Annotated in this window: 14 protein-coding genes; 12 read left to right on the top strand and 2 right to left on the bottom strand. The window is 58.8% G+C overall.

Annotated features, from left to right (window positions below; genetic code table 11):
* Positions 1–48 precede the first annotated feature (48 nt).
* Entirely contained in the window at positions 49–426 is a 378-nt protein-coding gene (locus tag KDN35_RS08235) for a YflT domain-containing protein (protein WP_171566743.1), read from the bottom strand.
* 337 nt (positions 427–763) lie between these two features.
* Between KDN35_RS08235 and KDN35_RS08230 the strand changes: the two genes are divergently transcribed.
* From KDN35_RS08230 to KDN35_RS08190, 9 genes are all read left to right on the top strand, one after another.
* A complete protein-coding gene (locus KDN35_RS08230) occupies positions 764–1,567 on the top strand; it encodes a hypothetical protein (RefSeq protein ID WP_212132524.1) in 804 nt (267 codons plus the stop codon).
* Positions 1,568–1,590: 23 nt separating this feature from the next.
* Positions 1,591–2,721, top strand: a complete 1,131-nt coding sequence (locus KDN35_RS08225; RefSeq protein WP_212132523.1) for an Rv1355c family protein — start codon at positions 1,591–1,593, stop codon at positions 2,719–2,721.
* Positions 2,722–2,799: 78 nt separating this feature from the next.
* Positions 2,800–3,552, top strand: coding sequence for a YebC/PmpR family DNA-binding transcriptional regulator (locus KDN35_RS08220; protein ID WP_171566746.1), 753 nt, complete (start codon positions 2,800–2,802; stop codon positions 3,550–3,552).
* A 309-nt stretch (positions 3,553–3,861) separates the two neighbouring features.
* Entirely contained in the window at positions 3,862–5,823 is a 1,962-nt protein-coding gene (locus tag KDN35_RS08215; protein ID WP_171566747.1) for a DNA gyrase/topoisomerase IV subunit B, read from the top strand.
* A gap of 2 nt (positions 5,824–5,825) precedes the next feature.
* Positions 5,826–8,378: a DNA topoisomerase IV subunit A gene (gene parC / locus KDN35_RS08210; RefSeq protein WP_212132522.1), complete on the top strand. Its 2,553-nt coding sequence runs from the start codon at positions 5,826–5,828 to the stop codon at positions 8,376–8,378.
* A gap of 5 nt (positions 8,379–8,383) precedes the next feature.
* Positions 8,384–8,710: a hypothetical protein gene (locus tag KDN35_RS08205; RefSeq protein WP_212132521.1), complete on the top strand. Its 327-nt coding sequence runs from the start codon at positions 8,384–8,386 to the stop codon at positions 8,708–8,710.
* A gap of 201 nt (positions 8,711–8,911) precedes the next feature.
* Positions 8,912–9,115: a hypothetical protein gene (locus KDN35_RS08200; RefSeq protein WP_171566750.1), complete on the top strand. Its 204-nt coding sequence runs from the start codon at positions 8,912–8,914 to the stop codon at positions 9,113–9,115.
* 231 nt (positions 9,116–9,346) lie between these two features.
* Entirely contained in the window at positions 9,347–11,758 is a 2,412-nt protein-coding gene (locus KDN35_RS08195) for an AAA family ATPase (RefSeq protein ID WP_212132520.1), read from the top strand.
* Positions 11,759–11,938: 180 nt separating this feature from the next.
* Positions 11,939–14,164, top strand: coding sequence for a S8 family serine peptidase (locus tag KDN35_RS08190; protein WP_212132519.1), 2,226 nt, complete (start codon positions 11,939–11,941; stop codon positions 14,162–14,164).
* 45 nt (positions 14,165–14,209) lie between these two features.
* On the opposite strand, the gene KDN35_RS08185 is transcribed toward KDN35_RS08190, so the two are convergent.
* Positions 14,210–15,886, bottom strand: a complete 1,677-nt coding sequence (locus tag KDN35_RS08185; protein WP_212132518.1) for a PucR family transcriptional regulator — start codon at positions 15,884–15,886, stop codon at positions 14,210–14,212.
* 125 nt (positions 15,887–16,011) lie between these two features.
* On the opposite strand from KDN35_RS08185, the gene KDN35_RS08180 reads away from it, so the two are divergent.
* From KDN35_RS08180 to KDN35_RS08170, 3 genes are all read left to right on the top strand, one after another.
* On the top strand, positions 16,012–17,520 hold the full coding sequence (locus tag KDN35_RS08180) for a CoA-acylating methylmalonate-semialdehyde dehydrogenase (protein ID WP_171566754.1): 1,509 nt from the start codon (positions 16,012–16,014) through the stop codon (positions 17,518–17,520).
* A gap of 18 nt (positions 17,521–17,538) precedes the next feature.
* Complete coding sequence (locus tag KDN35_RS08175; RefSeq protein ID WP_171566755.1) at positions 17,539–18,903, top strand: aspartate aminotransferase family protein; 1,365 nt, start codon at positions 17,539–17,541, stop codon at positions 18,901–18,903.
* A 219-nt stretch (positions 18,904–19,122) separates the two neighbouring features.
* The gene (locus KDN35_RS08170; protein ID WP_171566756.1) at positions 19,123–19,980 is read left to right on the top strand and encodes an AraC family transcriptional regulator; all 858 of its coding nucleotides are present in this window, start codon (positions 19,123–19,125) and stop codon (positions 19,978–19,980) included.
* Positions 19,981–19,999: the final 19 nt, after the last annotated feature.

Below are 19,999 nucleotides of genomic sequence, written 5' to 3'. Positions count from 1 at the left end.
GCAGCGGCTTTTTTCAGTGCGCGAAAGGCACCTCTCTTATGCGAGGAATCAGTTGCTCATCTTTATGATATTGTCCTTGAGATCCCGCACGACCAGCAGGCAGGAGTAATCCGACTCCTGCAGCTCGCGGAACAGTGCCGAGGCTTCGTCCTTGCTCAGCCCCAGCTTCTCCAAACGAGTCCGCAGCTCTTCGCCGCCGTTTTCAAAGACATGTGCTTTGCTGTCGATATCGCCGATGACATCCTCGGAATGGCTGCTGTACTTGTAGTAGTTGTCGCGCTGGTTGGAGTGGTTTTTGTCCGGATTCCACCGTAGGACCCAGATATCGTCCTTGTGGTAGCCGGAGGAATTAAGCGCCTGAATGTCGGAGACCAGCTCCTGGTCATAGCGGTGAAACTTCACAAACGGTTTTGTTGCGCTGATCAAGGAACTTCCCCCTTTGTCTGCCTTGGGTTTTCAACTCCTCCATAGCTTGCCCCATCTTCAGGCAATTAGCCGAAAAACATGGTGTTGACCACACGGTTCGACGTTTGAAAAGAACAAAAAGTTTAAAAAATTGGAAAACGTTGTATGTTTTTGGAGGAAAACCGTGCATTTTGTAGAACTTTTTTCCTGTTTCAAAAATCTCATCCCATCCGTGGCCGTCCGCTGTCGACAGACACGGCGCCCTGCATGGGAGATTGGAGGAACAAACGGAATGGTGTACTCCCGCTCTTGTCAAACGGTAACAGAATTGGTCCCTTTTAGTTCCAGCCCATTCAGCTTGCTGCCGAACGATTGGTTGGTGCAGTCTTCCTCAGCGGGTATCAAAAACACCAAGCTGACCTGCTTGTTCGACAAGCTGGTGCGTCCCGTCCGTGAACAGCGACATGCATGTCTCGATGCCGCCCTGTACGAGTGCAGGACACTGGACGAGACGGAAACGCATCTGCACGAGCAGGTGAACGACATCGTCAATTTCAGCTACAACCTCCACTATCTGCATGACCAGCTTGAGTTTGAAGATGTCGGCACCCATACGGAAAAACAGGCGCACGTGTTTGCCGTCGTCCAGCAGGTCGGCAGCCATCCGCTGGTGCTGACGACCGCGCGGGCCGTGGTGGACGACGAACTGGACTGTTACGAGCTGTTTGCTGGCGTAAACAAGCCGGCAAAAGCGGCGGAGTTCGTCCGCTTCGCTTTTCATCCGCTGCTGGATTTTATCGGCAAAGACGAAGGGACGAAGCGGTATCGACCGCTCCTCGATCTGCACAAGCGCTACCTGTTTCGCCTTCTGCTCCGCCACATGTTCGCGTTCATGGAAGCGCGGGAAATCCGCACGGTCTTTGCCATCCTGCCACTTCACGTCAAAGTGTTTCTGGAACAGACAGGCATTCAGCTGACCAGAGTGCCCGCTGCGGTTCCCGCTGCATCGGACAAACACGCGTTCATGCGGCAGGCTTTTTACAAGTACTGGCGGCCGGATGCAAAAACCTGCCGGCAGCCGGCCCTGTACACGGTAGGCTTTTGCATGTCGCCGCTGGTGCAGACCGTGGACGGGCTCAGCATTGTGATTGATCAGGAGTGACGAAAGAAAGGGGGAAGTTTATCATGACGGACCTGCGTTCGCTGCTGGCCGCACATACAGAGACGAGGAGGGAGGAATGGCTGTATACGCCGCTGTTTTTCCGCCTCCGGCAGGAGGATGACCGCCGCCGCTTACAGGACCTCTGCCGCTGCCAAAACGATCTCGTGATGCTCAATCCGTTTCGCGGACAGGTGGAGGAACTGATCAAGACAAGGCACCCGGACCGCCAGTTCAGCCGGGAAGAGCTGCAAGCGGCGGTCGACGAGTATCTGGGGGATGCCCCCGAGGAGAAAGGCGTGTGGGTGTACTACCCCTGGCGCAAGACCCTCGTGCACCTGCTGGACGAAGAGGAATTCGTGTTTGTGCGGACGAATCGGAATCGAAACAAGATCACACAGCAGGAACAAGAGGTGTTGGCCCGAAAGGCGATAGGGGTGATCGGCCTTTCCGTCGGCCAGTCCCTCGCGCTCACGCTGGCGATGGAACGGGTGTGCGGCGAAATCCGCCTGGCCGATTTTGACACGCTGGAACTTTCCAACCTAAACCGCATCCGGGCCGGCGTTCACCATCTGGGCATGCCGAAAGTCATCGTCACGGCGCGGGAGATTGCGGAGATCGATCCCTTTTTGAAAGTGGTCTGCTTTGCAGACGGGGTGAACGAGGAGAATCTGGACCGCTTTCTGGTGGAAGGAGGGCGGCTGGACATCCTGGTGGACGAGTGCGACAGCTTGAACATGAAGATTTTATGCCGGCTCAAAGCCCGGGAGCTGGGCATTCCCGTCGTGATGGACACCAGCGACAGAGGGCTGTTGGACGTGGAACGGTTTGACCTTGAACCGGACCGGCCGATTTTACACGGGCTGGTCGACGGATTGGACTACGACACTCTAAAGGGGCTGTCCAACCAGGAAAAAATCCCGTATGTGCTGCGGATCGTCGGGGGTGACGCCATCTCGGCGCGCTTGCGTATGTCGCTTTTAGAGGTGGGCAAAACCGTCTGCACCTGGCCGCAGTTGGCCTCGTCCGTCACGCTGGGAGCAGCAGTTGGCACCGATGTCTGCCGCAGAATCGCCCTCGGCCAGTTTCGCGCGTCCGGCCGATTTTATGTCGATCTGGAACAGTTGATCGCCGACGGGAACTGCCTGGTCGTGTGAGGTTTGGCTTTGACCGATCTTCTCCTCTAGTGCTACACTTAAACATGGTATTTTTGTTTGAGATGAGGAGAGTTGGTTATGCCAAAATTCAAACTGTTTGCCGCCAAAAAAGGCGCAGCCGACCAAAAACGAAACAACCTGTTTGTCAAATTTGCCCGGCAGATTTACGTGGAGGCAAAGAAAGGCGGCCCGGACCCGAACGCCAATCTGAAGCTGAAATCGATCATCGCCAACGCGCGCGCGATCAATATGCCGGTGGAAAATATCGAACGTGCGATCAAAAAGGCGACGGATACCGGCAACATGGACAACTACGAAGAAATCCGCTACGAAGGATACGGACCGGGCGGCGTGGCCGTCATCGTCGAATGCCTGACAGACAACCGCAACCGGACCGCGGCCGACGTGCGCGCCATCTTCAACAAGCGCGGCGGCAACCTGGGGGAGACCGGTTCCGTCAGCTTTATGTTTGACAAGAAAGGCGTCATCGTCATCGACCGCGAAGCGTTTCCCGTCGACGAGGACACCATCCTGATGCAGGCGCTCGAAGCCGGCGCCGAGGATATGGTGACCAGCGAAGACTCCTACGAGATTTTGACCCACCCGCACGAGCTGGAACAGGTTAAAAACGGACTAGAAGCAGAAGGTTACACGTTTGCCAACGCCTCCGTTCAGTGGATTCCGCAGAACACCGTCAAAATCAGCGGAGAAGATGCAGCGAAAATGCTCAAGATGATGGAGGCATTCGAAGAAAACGACGACGTCCAAAACGTCTACGCCAACTACGAAATTGACGACGAAGAAATGGAACGGCTGCTGAATGAAAAATAATGCAGCACATTCGGCCATCTCGCGGGGACGAGGTGGCCTTTTTTCAGAGTTCACCCGTCACCGCACAAGACGGACGGGCGTTTTTTTGCCCGTCAACATCGCATTTTCTTGCCGTTTGCTGCCAGCAGGCGTTGAATACAGTCAATTCCATACGGTACAATAGCGATTAAGTGTTCGCTTTTTTACCGGACAAAGACCGGAAACGTCACGTCCGTTACGCATAAGGGCGACCACGGCGCCGCTTTTCGCCACGGGCGGCCGGCGCCGCGTTTCCTTGCGCAAGTTGAAGAAGCAGAGGGGAGAACGCGATTGAAGGAAACAGATACACTTACGTATACCGAAGAAGACATTCAGGTGCTGGAAGGCCTGATTGCCGTGCGCAAGCGGCCGGGCATGTACATAGGTTCCACCGGCAGCCGCGGTCTGCACCATCTCCTGTGGGAGATTGTGGACAACGCCAAGGACGAAACGCTGGCCGGTTTTAACGATACGATCATCGTCACCCTGCACAAGGACGGCAGCGTCAGTGTGGAGGACCACGGGCGGGGTATCCCCACCGGCATGCACAAGACGGGCCGCCCGGTGCCGGAAGTGATTTTTACCACGCTGCATGCCGGCGGCAAGTTTGGCGGCGGCGGATACAAAAAGAGCGGGGGACTGCACGGGGTCGGTTCCAGCGTGGTAGTCGCCCTCTCCAAATGGCTGGAGGTGGAGATCCACCGCGACGGCAAGATTCACAAACAGCGGTATGCCTACGTGGTGGACGAACAAGGCAACGAACACGTGGGCAAGCCCGTGACCGGCCTGGAAGTGGTCGGCACCACCAGGCGAACCGGTGTGACCGTGCGCTTTCTGCCGGACGACGCGGTGTTTGGCAGCGCCCGGTTTGATTACGAGACGATCCGCGACCGTTTGCGCGAGACGGCGTTTTTGCTGAAAAAGCTGCGCCTGGTGCTGATTGACGAGCGCGGACCCGAGGTCAAACGGGAGGAGTTTTACTTCGAGGACGGGCTTAAATCCTACGTGGAGTACCTCAACGAAGGCAAACAAACGCTCCACCCGGTGGTCTATTTCGAGGGGGAAAAGGAAAACGTTTACGTCGAGCTGGCGTTTCAGTACAACGACGGCTACACGGAAACGCTCGTCTCGTACGTCAACTCCATTCCGACGACGGACGGCGGCACGCACGTAACCGGCTTCCGCAACGGAACCACGCGGGTGTTCAACGAATTTGCCCGTAAAAAAGGCTTCCTCAAGGAGAAGGACCCCAACCTGTCGGGCAACGACCTGCGCGAAGGCTTCCTCGGGGTGCTGTCCCTGCAGATGGCCGATGTCCAGTTTGAGTCTCAAACCAAGGACAAGCTGGGCAACGAAGAGGCGCGGACCATTGTGGAGCAGATCGTCTCGGAAAAACTCGGATTTTTCCTCGAGGAAAACCCGGAGATCGGCAAGTTGTTGATCGAAAAGGCGATTCGTTCCGCGGAAATTCGTGAGGAACTGCGCAAACAGCGGGAAGCGCTGCGCGGCGACAAGAAGGGCAAAAACGCCAAGAAGCGGAAATCCATCTCCGACAAATTCGCGCCGCCGCAGTACAAGGACCCCAAGCGCAATGAGCTGTTCCTCGTCGAGGGGGATTCGGCCGGCGGTTCGGCCAAGCAGGCGCGCAACTCCGAGTTTCAGGCGATTTTTGGCCTGAAGGGTAAACCGCTCAACACCGAAAAGGCAAAGCTGTCCGACATCCTCGCCAACGAGGAGTTCCGCACCATTCTGGAGGTGCTGGAGACCGATATCGGAGAAGACTTTTCCATCGAAAACTGCGCGTTTGACAAAATCATCATCATGTCCGACGCCGACGTGGACGGGTCGCACATCCAGACGCTGCTGCTGACGTTTTTCTTCCGCTACATGCAGCCGCTGATCGCCGCAGGCAAGCTGTACATCGCCCAGCCGCCGCTGTATCAGGTGCGAAAGGAAAACCGCGGCAAGCCGGCGGACGTGGTCTACTGTTGGAACGACTACGAGCTGGAGCAGGCTCTCAAGCGGCTGGGGCGCGGTGCGGAAGTGCAGCGCTACAAGGGCTTGGGCGAGATGAACGCCGACCAGCTCTGGGAGACGACGATGAATCCGGAGACGCGCAAGCTGATCAAGGTGCAGTTGGAAGACCTCGCCCATTGCGAAAAACTGGTCACTGTCCTGATGGGCGACAAGGTGCCGCCCCGGCGCGAGTGGATCGAGAACCACGTCACCTTTGAAGTGGGAGAGGATGAATAAGCATGCTGTCCAATCAGATCATCGAACAGAGTTTCGCGGAAATCATGGGGAAGCGTTTCAGCGACTACGCCAACCTGGTCATCTTGTCCCGCGCCATTCCCGATGCCCGCGACGGCCTCAAACCGGTGCAGCGCCGCATCCTGTACGCGATGTACCAGGAGGGCAATACGCATGACAAGCCGTACCGCAAATCGGCCAAGACGGTCGGGTATGTGATGGGGACCTACCATCCGCACGGGGACAGCGCCATTTACGAGACGATGGTACGGATGGCGCAGTGGTGGAAAATGCGTCAGGTGTTGATTCAGGGTCATGGCAACTTCGGGAGCCTGGACGCCGACCCGCCGGCAGCGATGCGTTACACCGAGTCCCGCCTGTCCGCGCTGGCCAACGAAATGCTGCGCGACATCGAAAAAGACACGGTCACCTTTATCCCCAACTACGACAACTCGGCACAGCAGCCGGCCGTGCTGCCGTCCCGTTTTCCCAACCTGCTCGTCAACGGAGCGTCGGGGATTGCGGTCGGGTTTGCGACGGAGATTCCGACGCACAACCTGGGGGAAGTGATCGACGCGGCGATCGCCCAGATGAAAAAGCCGGACATCACGCTGGACGAGCTGATGCAGCATATCAAAGGGCCCGATTTTCCCACCGGCGGCATTGTCCAGGGCACATCCGGCATTCGCAAGGCGTTTGAGACCGGGCGCGGACAATTTGTCATCCGCGGCCGCAGCCACGTGGAGGAGCCCAAAGGCACCAAGGTGAAAAAGATCGTCATCTCGGAGATTCCGTATGACGTGATCAAATCGAAGCTGGTCGCCCAGATTGACGAACTGGTAATGGAGCGCAAGATCGAGGGGGCGCTGGCTGTCCGCGACGAGACCGGCCGTAAAGAGGCGGAACAAAAGAAGGTGCGGATTGTCATCGACATCCGAAAAGACGCGGACGAAAATGCGATCCTCAACTATTTGTACAAAAACACCGACCTGCAGATCTATTACAACTACAACATGAACGTCATCCACGAGGGAACGATCCGGCAGATGGGGCTGAAGGAGCTTTTGGCCGCCTACATCGACCACCAGAAAGACGTGGTGACGCGCCGTACCCAGTACGACCTGGACAAAAAGCAAAGACGGGAGCACGTCGTACAGGGGCTGATCCGGGCCAAGTCGATCCTGCGGCAGATCGTGGAGACGATCATGAACTCCGAAGACCGGGCCGACGCCAGAAAAAACATCATGGAGCAGTACGGGTTCACGGAGGCACAGGCGGAGGCGATCCTGTCCATCCAGTTGGCGTCGCTCACCCGTTTGGATATCGTCAAGCTGGAGAAGGAGCTGGCAACGCTGTCCAAAGAGATCGAGGTATTGAAGGCGATTCTTGGCAGCGAGAAAAAGCTGATCCAGGTGATTACCGCCGAGCTGAACGAAATCAAGAAAAAGTACGCGGAGCCGCGTCTGACCGAGATCCAGGGAGAGATCGAGGAGGTCAAGGTGGATATCGCGATGCAGATCAACGCGGAAGACTGCGTCGTGACCTTGACCAACGAAGGCTACATCAAGCGCACCAGCCCGCGCTCGTTCAAGTCGATGGGCGGGACAATCGAGACCTGCGGCGTCAAGGAAGGGGACAAGGTCCGCTATTTTGCGGAGGCCAACACCTCCCACACGGCCTTGTTCTTCACCCAGGACGGCAAGTATTTTGCCACGCTGGTCAACTCCATTCCCGACGACAAGTGGAAAGAGATCGGGACCGCGCTGGTCAACGTCATCCCGCTGGACAAGCAGCAGCACATCGTCGGGTTTGCGATCGTGGACGATTTCAAGCAGCCGCTCTACGTCTATCACGTCAGCCGCTCCGGCTTGATCAAGCGGACGGCGCTGACCGAGTACGAGACAAATCGTTCCGGCGCGCTGGTGGCGGCCAAGTTGAAAGCAGAGGGAGACGAGTTTGTCACGGCGTTTGTGGCAGGTGAAGAGGGTGCCTTCCTCGCGGTGACCAAAGACGGCATGGGCATCCGCTTCCCGCGCAGCGAGGTGAGTGCGACCGGCCGGGCGTCCAGCGGCGTCAAGGCGATTTCGCTTGCGGCTGGCGACGAGGTAGTCGCCCTGCTGCCGACGGAGGCGGAAGATGCGCGGTCGTTCAGTCTGCTGACGGCCGAAGGACAAGTGAAACGCACCTTGATCTCCGCCATCCCGCTGCAGGGCCGGGCAGGCAAAGGGGTCCAGGTGATTCGCAAGCGGAAAACCAATCCGCATCGGGTGGTGGCGGTGACTGTGGAAGACACGCTGTACGCTTTGACGGACAGAAACGAGTGGGTACTGGTGCCGACCGAACAGGTGGCTGTGACGGAACAAGGGGGGGCGGCTCGCAGCGTGGTGGACGGCGGCGTGGAAGCCGTCGCCTATGAAGCCGTTTTGCCGGACGAAGCGGAAAAAGCGGCGGAGCCCCCGAAAGGGTCGACCGAAGCGGAGCCGGACAAAACACCCCGGGATGGTAATGCGGTAACCCAATTCAGCCTGTTCGACAATTCTGCGGATGAAAAGGAATGATGCACATGGCCAAGCCGTTTGAACGATTTGCTTCTGAACTGAACGCTCAGCAGGTGTCGCTGCTGCTGGATACCGTCCAGTATTTTGAAGAGGCGCCGAAGCTGCTCTCCATCCCTGACCGGCAGGGGACAAGCATTCCGGTGCCGATCACGGCCGACACGCTGCGCGCAATCCTGGCCGTTCTGGACGAAAACAAGCCGATGGACAAACAAGTGTTTGTCTTTGACTGGCAGGAGGGCAGCCAAGAGGAGACTGATCTGCTGCTGGTCGAGCTTCCGGATGGTACCATTATCCGCCAGCCGACTGACTACCAGGCGTTTTCGCAGGTATAGGGTCCTGTCGGATATGAACGTCCTGTCCGCGACTGCTTACTCCCTGACCGCATGCAGCCTGCGGGACGCACTGCCAGTTTCACTGTGTTTCGCTGTGCCCAGGCAGGCAGCAGCCGCGTCTTGAGCAGTCGAAGCGCACTGCCCCGGGGATGAAGCGGGCCGCAGGCGGACACACTATGGCGGGAGGTGTGTCCGAACGATATGGAACGAACCATCAACGTGAACGGCAGCGCATACACGTTTTCCGCTACGTACGACGGTGATTCGCAGTACAACGTGCAGGTGCACAGCGGCGACAAACTGATTACCATGTTCAAGGTCGCCGCCGAGTCGGAACAGGACGTATTTGCAGCAGCCCAGGCCCGCTTCAAGGCCGACGTGGACATTGGCAACGTAAAGCTGTAGTGTAGGGAACAACACAACAGAAACGAGCAACCTCCTATGACGGGAGGTTGTTCAGCATGCAGACAAAGTTCGTGGCGCATGGGTGATCGGGCCTGAGCAACCTCCTAATGACGGGAGGTTGCTTTTTTGCCGTGTGCCAGGAGTGTGTTTTCGATCATTGCCTTTTTCACCAAAATTGAAGTATGGTACAACTGGAGTAGACACGAAAAACCAGAAAAGGAGAGGGGCACGATGCAGCAGCGAGCAGCGGACCGGTTGGAAGTTGTGTGGAGGTGGCGGGAGCACCCACCTGACATACGACAGCTGTCGGAAGGGGAGCTAATCCCGCTCCTCCGCTTGATCGAGGAGCGGCGCGGAACGGACGAGGACAAACGGCTGGATCAGGCGGAAGCGGTGGTGCTCACCTGGCTGGCTGCTCTCCGCATGGAAAAGCGGGGAGGCTACGGGTTGGCCGAGGAATGGCTGTCCCGTGCCGTCCGGCTGGACCCTGCCTACCGGCCGTCCGCCGAACTGCGGGTGCGCCTGTACCTGACCCGTCTGAAGGAACACCGCCTCGACGGCAGCTATCCGCTGATCCGCGAAACGGATAACGCCGCTACCCGCAGGCGGAACGCAGAGCAGCTGAAACAAGCCGCCGAGGCCGAGTTGCAAGCCCTTCCGTCATGGCAGGCTCTGGCTGCCGCCGCGCGCGAAGCGGCCGAAGCGGCCGGGGACGAAACAGCGGTGCACGCGGCAGCCGGCGTGGAGCGGTTGTACGCGGAGCGGGAGCGCCTGCTCGGCGATATGCTGGAGAGGACCCAGGCCTATGCGGCCTCGCTGCAGGGCATGTTTTATTCGGCGGAAATGCTGGCTGCCTTGCAGGAGAGCGTCAAACGCTTGACCTCACAGCAGGAAGAACATGAACGGCTGCTGTCCATTGACGGGGAATCGGACGATGCAGAGATGCCTGGAGGCGGGCGCGGGCAGTCAGCCCTGGAGGAACTGGAAGGGCTGATCGGGCTGGACGAGATCAAGGAGCGCGTGCGTAAGCTGGCCCGCTTCCTGCGGTATCGGCAGCTCCGTGAGGAAAAAGGTTGGCACCTGACCGATCAGCTGCCCCTCCATCTGGTGCTGATGGGCAATCCGGGGACGGGGAAGACCACGCTGGCCCGTCTGATCGGCCGTCTGTATCACGAGCTGGGACTTCTGGAGCGCGGCGACGTGGTGGAAGTGGACCGCTCCCATCTGGTCGGGGCGTATGTGGGACAGACGGAACAGCGGGTGATGGAGGCGGTCAAACGGGCGGTCGGGGGCGTGCTGTTTATTGACGAAGCCTACAGCCTGAAGCGGGCTGACAGCTCGGGCAGCGATTACGGCCAGGCTGCAATCGACACGCTGGTGGCCGCGATGACCGGCGGCGAATACGCCGGCCGGTTTGTGGTGATGCTGGCCGGTTATCCGGAGGAGATGCGGCAGTTTTTGTACGCCAATCCGGGGCTGCGCAGCCGTTTTCCAGAGACGGGCCACTTCTTATTGCCCGACTATACGACCGACGAACTGGTGGCGATTGCCGAGCAGGTGGCCGGCCGAAACGATTTTTCCTTCACGCCGGAAGCGCGGCGGGCTTTGCGGCAGCGAATCGAACAGGCGCGTGTGGACCACACCTTCGGCAATGCCCGGACGGTGGCCAATCTCGTGATGGAAGCGATTTTTGCAAAGGGGCGGCGTCTCGACGAACCGGATGAACTGAAGTGGGACGACTTCACCATTCTCTACCCCAAAGACGTTGGCGGTCTGGACGCGCTGCCGGATGTCCAGCCGGCGAGAGAAAAGCTGGCGTCCTTGATTGGCCTGGATGAAGTAAAGGCGGAACTGAACAAAATCGCCGCGTTTGCCTCGGTGCAGCGGAAGCGGGCCGCCTGCGGACTGCCGACCGTTCCCGTTGAGCTGCACGCCGTATTCACCGGCAGTCCGGGCACGGGGAAAACGACGGTCGCCCGCCTGTATGCGGAGATGCTGCAGGAAATCGGCTATCTGAAACGGGGCCATCTGGTCACGGCCAGCCGGGCCGATCTGGTAGCCGGATACGTCGGGCAGACGGCGGCGCTGACCCGGCGCAAAATCCGCGAAGCGCTGGGCGGCGTCCTGTTTATCGACGAGGCGTACGCACTGCTGGAAGGCGGCGAACGGGACTACGGTCGGGAAGCGATTCACACGCTGGTGGAGGAAATGTCCCGTCATGGCGAAAACCTGGTGGTCGTGCTGGCCGGCTATCCGTCGGAGATGCAGCGTTTGCTGGCGAGCAATCCGGGCCTGTTTTCCCGCTTCAAAAAATACCTCCACTTCCCCGATTACACGACAGAAGAGCTCACCCGCATGCTGCTGCAGGCGGTCACGCAGGCGGGATACCGGCTCGGCGGCGATGTGGAGGAGCGCATTCGGCAGCAGTTGGAACAAGCGGCTCAAGCGGGGACGCTCACTGGCAACGGTCGGATGGTGCACAACCTGCTGCAGGAAGCCATGCAATACCAGGCGCTCCGGCTGACGCAGGCGGGCGACGACAGCCCGGACATTGAGCAGTTGAGCCGTTTGGAATGGGTTGATTTTCAGCCGTTGTTTCCAAATGGCGCACCGGCGTCAGGAACGTCTGTCCACGGAGGGTGACGAGTCGGTGCAGGGAAGTTCTTCATCCTGGATCGGGGACTGTTCCTCGATCCTTTTTTGTCTAAAGGAAATATTCAGACTCTTTCCCATCGTCGAATTTTGCCGTATAATGGAAACATTATACAACAATGGGAAGAGGGTGTTGATTCTTTGCGGTTCAAATGGCATGCGGCACTATCCATGACACTGGTCGTATCCTTGATGGTCGGTCAACTGCCTGTCAGCGCCAAGCGGGAAGAGGGGCGCAAGGGCAGACTGGCGATCGAGGCGAAGGAGGAACTTTCACTCGCTTCCCAAACGTCGCAGAAGGGAAGCACGGATCTGATCGTCATTCAGTTTGACGGTCCGGTGGTGGAAGAGTGGAAGGAGCAGGTGGAAGACCTGGGCGTAACCCTGGGGGATTACATACCCGATTACGCGTTCATTGCCCGGGTGGACGAGGAAAAAGCGCGGCGGGCGCTGAAAAAGCTGCCGTTCGTCAGGGACGTCCTCCCGTTTCATCCCGTCTCCAAGGTGTCGCCGTCGCTGCGCTCCACCCTCGGCAAGCGGGCGGATGTGGAGGTAGCGGTCATCGGGTTTGACCACCGTGTCGACATGGAGCGCACCTTGAAGCGGATCGTGAAAGACGGGGAAGCCAGACAAGTGAAAAGCCTGGAGGAAGCTCCCCACATCTCGATGGCGCGGCTGAGCGGCCGCAGTCTGGAAGAGGTAATCCAATCCGACGAGGTCATCGCCGTCGTTCCCGTTTTGGAGCGAAAACTTCGCAATGACCGGGCGGCGGCAATCATCCATTCCGACTACCTGGCCTCCACCGGCTACACTGGCGAAGGGCAGATTGTCGGCGTAGCGGACAGCGGCCTGGACACCGGCGATCCCGATCAGATCCACCCGGATTTTGAAGGCCAGGTGAAAGAGCTCTATGCCATCGGGCGCCAAGGGGATGCCAGCGACCCTGACGGCCACGGCACTCACGTGGCGGGCTCGATCGTGGGCACCGGCAAAGCGTCAGACGGCCAGTACAAAGGCATGGCTCCCGATGCGAAGCTCGTCTTTCATTCCATGCTGGACGAAGACGGATATCTGGCCGGAGATGTCCATGACATTCTGGAGGAGGCTTACGCGGAAGGCGCGCGCATCCACTCCGATTCCTGGGGCGTCGATGACTATGGCGAATACGGCCTGGACTCGTTTTTGTTCGACCAGTTCCTCTGGGAACATCCGGACATGACGGCGTTGGTGGCGGCCGGCAATTCGGGCGTATACGGATACGAGACCATCGGCACGCCGGCGACAGCCAAAAACGTGATCGCCGTGGGCGCTACCGAGAACGACCGGCCGGAGCTGGATGATTACGAAGCGGACGACCCGGACGAGGTAGCCGAATTCAGCAGCCGGGGGACGACGGCGGACGGCCGCCTCAAGCCCGATCTGGTCGCGCCGGGAAGCTACATCCTGTCCACGCGTTCCTCTTTGGCACCCGACGAGAATTATCACGGACATTTTGATGAGTTCTACGCCTATCTCAGCGGGACAAGCATGGCGACGCCAGTGTTGGCCGGCGGTGTGGCCCAAGTCCGTCAGTACCTGCAGGAAAACGGCGTGGACAATCCAAGCGGGGCGTTGATCAAGGCAATGCTCATCAGCGGCGCCGACGATTTGGACGAAGACATGCGCTTGCAGGGTTTTGGACGAGCCAACCTGCAGCGTGCGATCGAGACGAGCTTTGTGGATGAGAAAAAGGGAATGAAAACAGGGGATGAAGCCACCTACCGTCTCAAGGTGACGGACGATTCCCAACCGCTGGCCATCACCCTGGCCTGGACAGATTACCCGGCTTCCCTGGCAGCCACGCGCACGCTGGTCAACGATCTGAACCTGCGAGTAGTAACGCCAAGCGGCGAGACCTTGAACGGCAACGACTTTTTCCGCTATCCCTACGACGATGAAGTGGACAACCTCAACAACGTGGAGCAGGTCTGGATCAAGCATCCCGAGGAAGGCATCTACACGGTGACGGTAGAGGGCTACAACATCCCCAAGGGGCCTCAGCCGTACGCTCTGGCAACCAACGGCAAGCTGCTGTCCGACGATTGGATAACAGAAGTCAAAACGGGGCGACTTATCGAAAATTCGCGTAATAACAGGGATCACACGTATTGGATCCGGGCCAAGCAGGCGGGTGAAATGACCGTGACTGCGGAATGGATCGGCGATGCCGATGTCAATCTGTACGTCTACGATGGTGACAGAAATCTGATCGGCTCCACCGACAGCGAAGACAATCCCGAAACGCTGACGGTGGATTTGGCCGAACCCGGACCGTACCGAATCGTCATTCAACTGGAAAAAGGCAGGATGGCTTGGTATGACATGCAAATTACCTATCCGGCCAGATCCCGCCGTTGAGGCAGACACACAGACAACCCCAATTGAACGGCGCGTCCCGTCACGTCAGCGTGACGGTCGCGCCGTTTGTTCGTCCGGACGGAAGGGGGCAGCGGCCGGTCTGTGGTTCAGCCATTCATAGGCACGCAGGGCAATTTCGAGACAAAGCCGGTGGTGCGGATGGGCATAGTCAGGCGGAAGGATCTCTTCAATCTTTTCCAGACGGTGATACAAGGTTTGGCGGTGAATGTAGAGTTTCGTGGCCGTCTCCTGCTTGGAGAGGTTGGAATCAAGGTAGACACGCAGTGTGTGGACGAGCTGTGTGCCGTGTTTTTCGTCGTAGTCGATCAGCGCCCCCAGGTAATCGTTGATGAACGGCTTCAACACCGATTCATGCGGAACGTGAAAGAGCAGGCGAAACAGGCCAAGATCGGCAAAATAGGGGCTTGGAGAATCGTGCTGAAAGGCGAGCGCCTGTTCCGCCTCTGTCAGGTGCCTGCCGGCCTCCCCCAGCCGAGTGCCTGGACGGCTGACGCCAAACAGCACGTCCGTGTCCGCTCCCATCACCTGCCGGCAGATGCGTTTCATCTCGGCCATTGCCTTGTCCAGAGAGCGGCGGGCGTCTGCAGCTTTGTACGGGCCGATCACGAGCAGGTAAAAGCGGCTGCCCTTGCAGCGGATAAACGGGCGAAAGCCCAGCCGCGAGAGGAGCGAACGGAATACACCTGTCAGTTCGTGCGGCGGCAGGGGAGCGGCGTGCTCGTCGCCGTCACGCCGCAGGGACATCAGCAGGATATGGTAGACGGGCGCCTTTCCTGTCCCGGCCAGCCCGAGCAGCGCGCGAATCTGCTCTTCCGTCAGCGAACGGTTGATGATCAGGTCGTCAAACAGCCGGTTTTCCGTCGCGAGCGCCTGCTCTTCGGCAAACATTCGGCGCATCAGGACCTGGGCCAGAGCGCTGACTGTGTAATCCAGCGTGAGCAGCAGGTACTCGTCCGCTTCCCGTTCGTACAGAATCACGCCGAGGTACGCTAGCAGATGGCCCATCGCGGTCACCGGCTGGTAGACGATGCGCTTTTTGTCGGACAGGGCGAGGACGCCATTTCCCCCCTCCGCCGAGGGAACAGCGGGAAAGGCGGAGCGCATCATGGACGCAAGTTCGCTCTGAACGGTCTGCGGGAGCGACGGCACAAATTGCGGAGGCGCTTCCGGTGTGTACAAAAACACCTGTGTTCCCACGGCCGCCTGAAAATGCTGCAGCATCCTGGAAATGCCCTGCGTCTGCAGGCTCAAACGCTGCAGGCCGCGCGAGTAAGACTCCAGATTGCGCAGCGCCTGCATCTGCCGGTTGATCAGATGTTCATGGAGATCGAGCGTGATGTCGACGAATCGTACAGGTTGGTGGAACACGATCAGGGGAAAATCGTGATGGTCGGCCAGTTCCAGCATGTCATCCGGCACGTGCGGGATATAGGCGCCCAGCTCGATACAGAGGCCGACCGCTTTGCGGCGAATCAGCTCGGACAGATAGGCCAGCCGTTTCTCTTTGGCCTCGCCGAATCCAAGGCCGGTGGACAGGATCAGTTCGCCGCCGTTGAGGAATTGACAGGTGTCGGCCGATTCCAGCACGTGGACCCAGCGGATGGGACGGGACAACCCGCGGCTGCCGGCCACCACCTCCGCATCGCAAAACAGCGGCCGTCTGATGACATCGGCCACGGTAAGACGCCAGTCGCTGTTCATGCTTTTCCTCCTCTTGACAGTATGTATGATGAATACTACCCAACTACTTGCAGTTTGTCTAGTGATGTCGTGTGAAAAATTCAGATAAGATGGAACTATCAAACAAATGGTAAGGAGTTGAAGCAATGAGTACGACGACCGTAGGGCCCATGCTGAAGAACTACATCGCCGGCGAGTGGGTGCAGTCCCAGTCCGACCGTTACGAGGACATCCCCAATCCGGCGACAGGCGAGCTTTTGTCGCGCGTCCCGCTGTCGACCAAAGACGACGTGGACAAGGCTGTCCAGGCAGCCAAGGCGGCGTTTCCCGCCTGGAGCGAGACCCCGGTGGTGGAGCGGGCGCGCATCATGTTTCGCTTCCAGCATTTGCTGTGGGAAAACCAGGACGAACTGGCGCGGATGATCACGCTGGAAAACGGAAAGAACCTGCCCGAGGCGCACGCCGAACTGCTGCGCGGGATTGAGATGGTGGAGTTTGCGGCCGGGATGCCGACGCTGTTGATGAGCGAGTCGCTGCCCAACATTGCCAAGGGCATCGACTGCCAGGTAATCCGCTTTCCGCTGGGCGTCGTGGCCGGCATCACGCCGTTCAACTTCCCGCTGATGGTGCCGATGTGGATGTACCCGATTGCCATTACAGCGGGCAACACCTTTGTGCTGAAACCGTCCGAGCGCACGCCGCTCTCCTGCATCCGGATTGCCGAACTGCTGAAGGAAGCGGGCCTGCCGGACGGGGTGTTCAACGTGGTCAACGGCGCTCACGACGTCGTCAACGGCCTGCTGGAGCATCCGGATGTGAAAGCCATTTCGTTCGTCGGTTCCCAGCCCGTCGCGGAGTACGTCTACAAAACGGCTTCTGCTCACGGCAAACGGGTGCAGGCGCTGGCCGGCGCGAAAAACCATCATCTCGTCATGCCTGACACCGACCTGCGCCGCGCCGCCAAAACGATTGTCAGCTCAGCATTTGGCTGTGCAGGGGAGCGCTGTATGGCGGCCAGTGTCGTCGTCGCGGTGGAGGAGATCGCCGACGAGCTGATTCAATACCTGGTCGAAGAGTCCGACGCGCTGAAGATGGGCAACGGACTGGAGCCGGGCGTCGATCTGGGGCCAGTCATCCGGCCGGCTCATCTGGAAAAAGTGCACGGCTACATCGAGAAAGGGATCGCTGCCGGTGCCCGTCTGGTCCGGGACGGCCGGGAAGACGCCAAGGCCAAACGGGAGGGCTTTTTCCTCGGTCCGACCATCTTCGACCACGCGGATGCGGAAATGGTCATCGTCCGCGACGAGATTTTTGCGCCGGTGTTAAGCGTGCTGCGGGTCCGCGATTTTGAAGAGGGGCTGGCGGTCATCAGCAAGTCGCGTTTCGGCAACGGTGCCACCATTTACACCAACAACGGCAAATGGGGGCGGGAGTTCGTCCAGCGCGTCGAGGCCGGCATGGTCGGTGTCAACGTGGGCGTTCCGGCGCCGATGGGCTTCTTTGCCTTCTCCGGCTGGAAGCATTCGTTCTACGGCGACCTGCACGCCAACGGCAAGGACGGCGTCGAGTTTTTCACCAAGAAAAAGACGGTGACGTCCCGCTGGTTTGACGACGGCGATACCGCCATCGGATCGCAGAAAGTGTTTGTGAAATAACGAAAGGAGGAACGGCAGATGACTCAAGAGCAGCGGACGCAAATCCTTGACAAGGAAGAGCTGTTGGCAAAGGACCGGGCCCACATGTGGCACCACATGTCCCCGTACAACCCCAACCCGATGATCGTCACCGGAGCGAGCGGTTCCTGGGTGACCGATATCGACGGCAACCGGTATCTGGACGGGATGTCCGGCCTGTGGTGCGTCAACATCGGGTACGGTCGGGAGGAACTGGCGCAGGCGGCCTACGAGCAGTTGAAATCGCTCGCCTATTTCCCGCTGACGCAAAGCCACGTGCCGGCGATCAAGCTCTCGGAAAAAGTGAGCGAATGGCTGGGCGGCGAGTACCGCGTCTTCTTTTCCAACAGCGGATCGGAAGCGAACGAAGTGGCGTTCAAAATCGCCCGACAGTACCACCACCAAAACGGCCAGCCCGGCCGGTACAAGTTCATATCCCGCCATCGCGCCTATCACGGCAATACGATGGGAGCGTTGGCGGCGACCGGCCAGTCGATCCGCAAGCATAAATACGAGCCGCTGGCGCCAGGCTTTCTGCACGTCTCGCCGCCGTACTGCTACCGCTGTCCGTTCGGCAAATCGTACGGCAGCTGCAGCCTGGAGTGCGCGCAGGTCTATGACGAGGTGATCAACTGGGAAGGGGCGGAGACCGTGGCCGGCGTCATCATGGAGCCGGTGATCACCGGCGGCGGCGTGATCGTTCCTCCGCCGGAGTATCTGCCGAAAGTGCGGGAAATCTGCGACAAATACGGTGTTCTCTTGATCGTGGACGAAGTGATCTGCGGCTTTGGCCGTTCCGGGCGGAAATTCGGCCACCAGAACTTCGGCGTCAAGCCGGACATCGTGACGATGGCCAAAGGGATCACCAGCGCCTATCTGCCGTTATCGGCGACGGCGGTACGGGCAGACATCGCCGACAAGTTCAACGAACAGGGGGTAAACCTGCACTTCCGCCACGTCAACACCTTTGGCGGCAATCCCGCGGCCTGTGCAGTGGCATTGAAAAACCTGGAGATCATGGAAGAAGAAAAGCTGATCGAAAAGGCGGAACGGCTCGGCGTGGAACTGCGGGAAAAGCTCGCGTTCCTGGAGAATCACCCGCATGTGGGCGACATCCGCAGCTTCGGCTTCCTGATGGGCATTGAAATGGTGGAGAATCGGGACACCAAGGAACCGGCCGCCCCCGACAAGCTGACCAGGGTGATCGCCGCCTGTAAGCAGCGCGGCCTGATCATCGGCCGCAACGGGGACACGGTTCCCGGCTACAACAACATCCTGACGCTCTCCCCGCCGTTCTCCACGACCAGCGACGACCTTGATTTCATCGCCCGCGTCCTGCGGGAAGCGTTTGAGGAATTGGCCTAGTACAGGCACAAAATTCTCGATAAAAGCGATACGGCACTGTTTCCCGCGGGCAGCGCGGCCTTTCCAGCCCGTCCCCCTGGGAAAACGGTGCCGTTTTTTTGCAGGAAAAACAGCGGCGAAGTGGAAGTGATGCGGGATGACCTTGCAATCTTGTGCACAAAATGCACGGCGTTGCGTTTGCGATTGGGTTAACATACATACCAAAAGGATGGCGTGAGAATGGATTGGGTCAAACGAATGAATGAGGCGATTCGTTATATCGAAGATCATCTTGCCGACGAGATTGATTACGCGGAAGCGGCCAAAGTGGCCTGCTGCTCTGCGTACCACTTTCAACGCATGTTTTCTTTCATGGCCGAAGTATCGCTGTCGGAATACATCAGGAGACGGCGTCTCACCTTGGCGGCATTTGAACTGCAAAACAGCCGGATCAAAGTCGTGGATGTTGCCCTCAAGTACGGCTATGATTCGCCCGAGGCATTTGCCCGGGCGTTTCAAAACCTGCACGGCACGACGCCGACGGCTGCACGCAGTGCCGGGACAAGACTGAAGGCCTTTCCGCGCATATCCTTTCAATTTTCAATCAAAGGCGCTGTGGAAATGAGCTACAGGATCGAGGACGTCGGCGGATTTTCCCTGGTCGGTTGGAAAGAGCGCGTCAACACGGAACAGGCGTTTCACACGGTGCCCGGCATCTGGAAGGATGCAGGTGAGCGGGGAATTTTTGAAAAACTATGGGAGATGCGCAAGGCAAACCACCCGATGTGCGGAATCCTGGGGGTCTGTGCGAATGGAGAATGGGGCAGGAGCGAAGCATTTGACTATATCATGGCGATTGTGTCTGACCAACTGCCGCCAGACGGCATGGTCAAAATGAACGTTCCGGCAGCGACGTGGGCCGTGTTTGAGGTGCCCGGCTCCCCGGACGGTATGCAGGATATCTGGAAACGTCTCTACACGGAGTGGCTTCCCGCCTCCGCCTATGATCTGGCTGATTTGCCCGCAATCGAATGTTATCTGCCAGTCGAAGAGAAGAGAAACGAGCTGTGGATTCCGGTCGTACGAAGACAATCTTGACACGCCGCGGTCAGGATGG

Source organism: Brevibacillus sp. NL20B1 (assembly GCF_018195675.1).
In the GTDB taxonomy this organism is placed as follows: domain Bacteria; phylum Bacillota; class Bacilli; order Brevibacillales; family Brevibacillaceae; genus Brevibacillus; species Brevibacillus aydinogluensis.
Note: the sequence above shows the minus strand (reverse complement) of the source record. Positions and strands in the feature narration are given on the sequence as shown.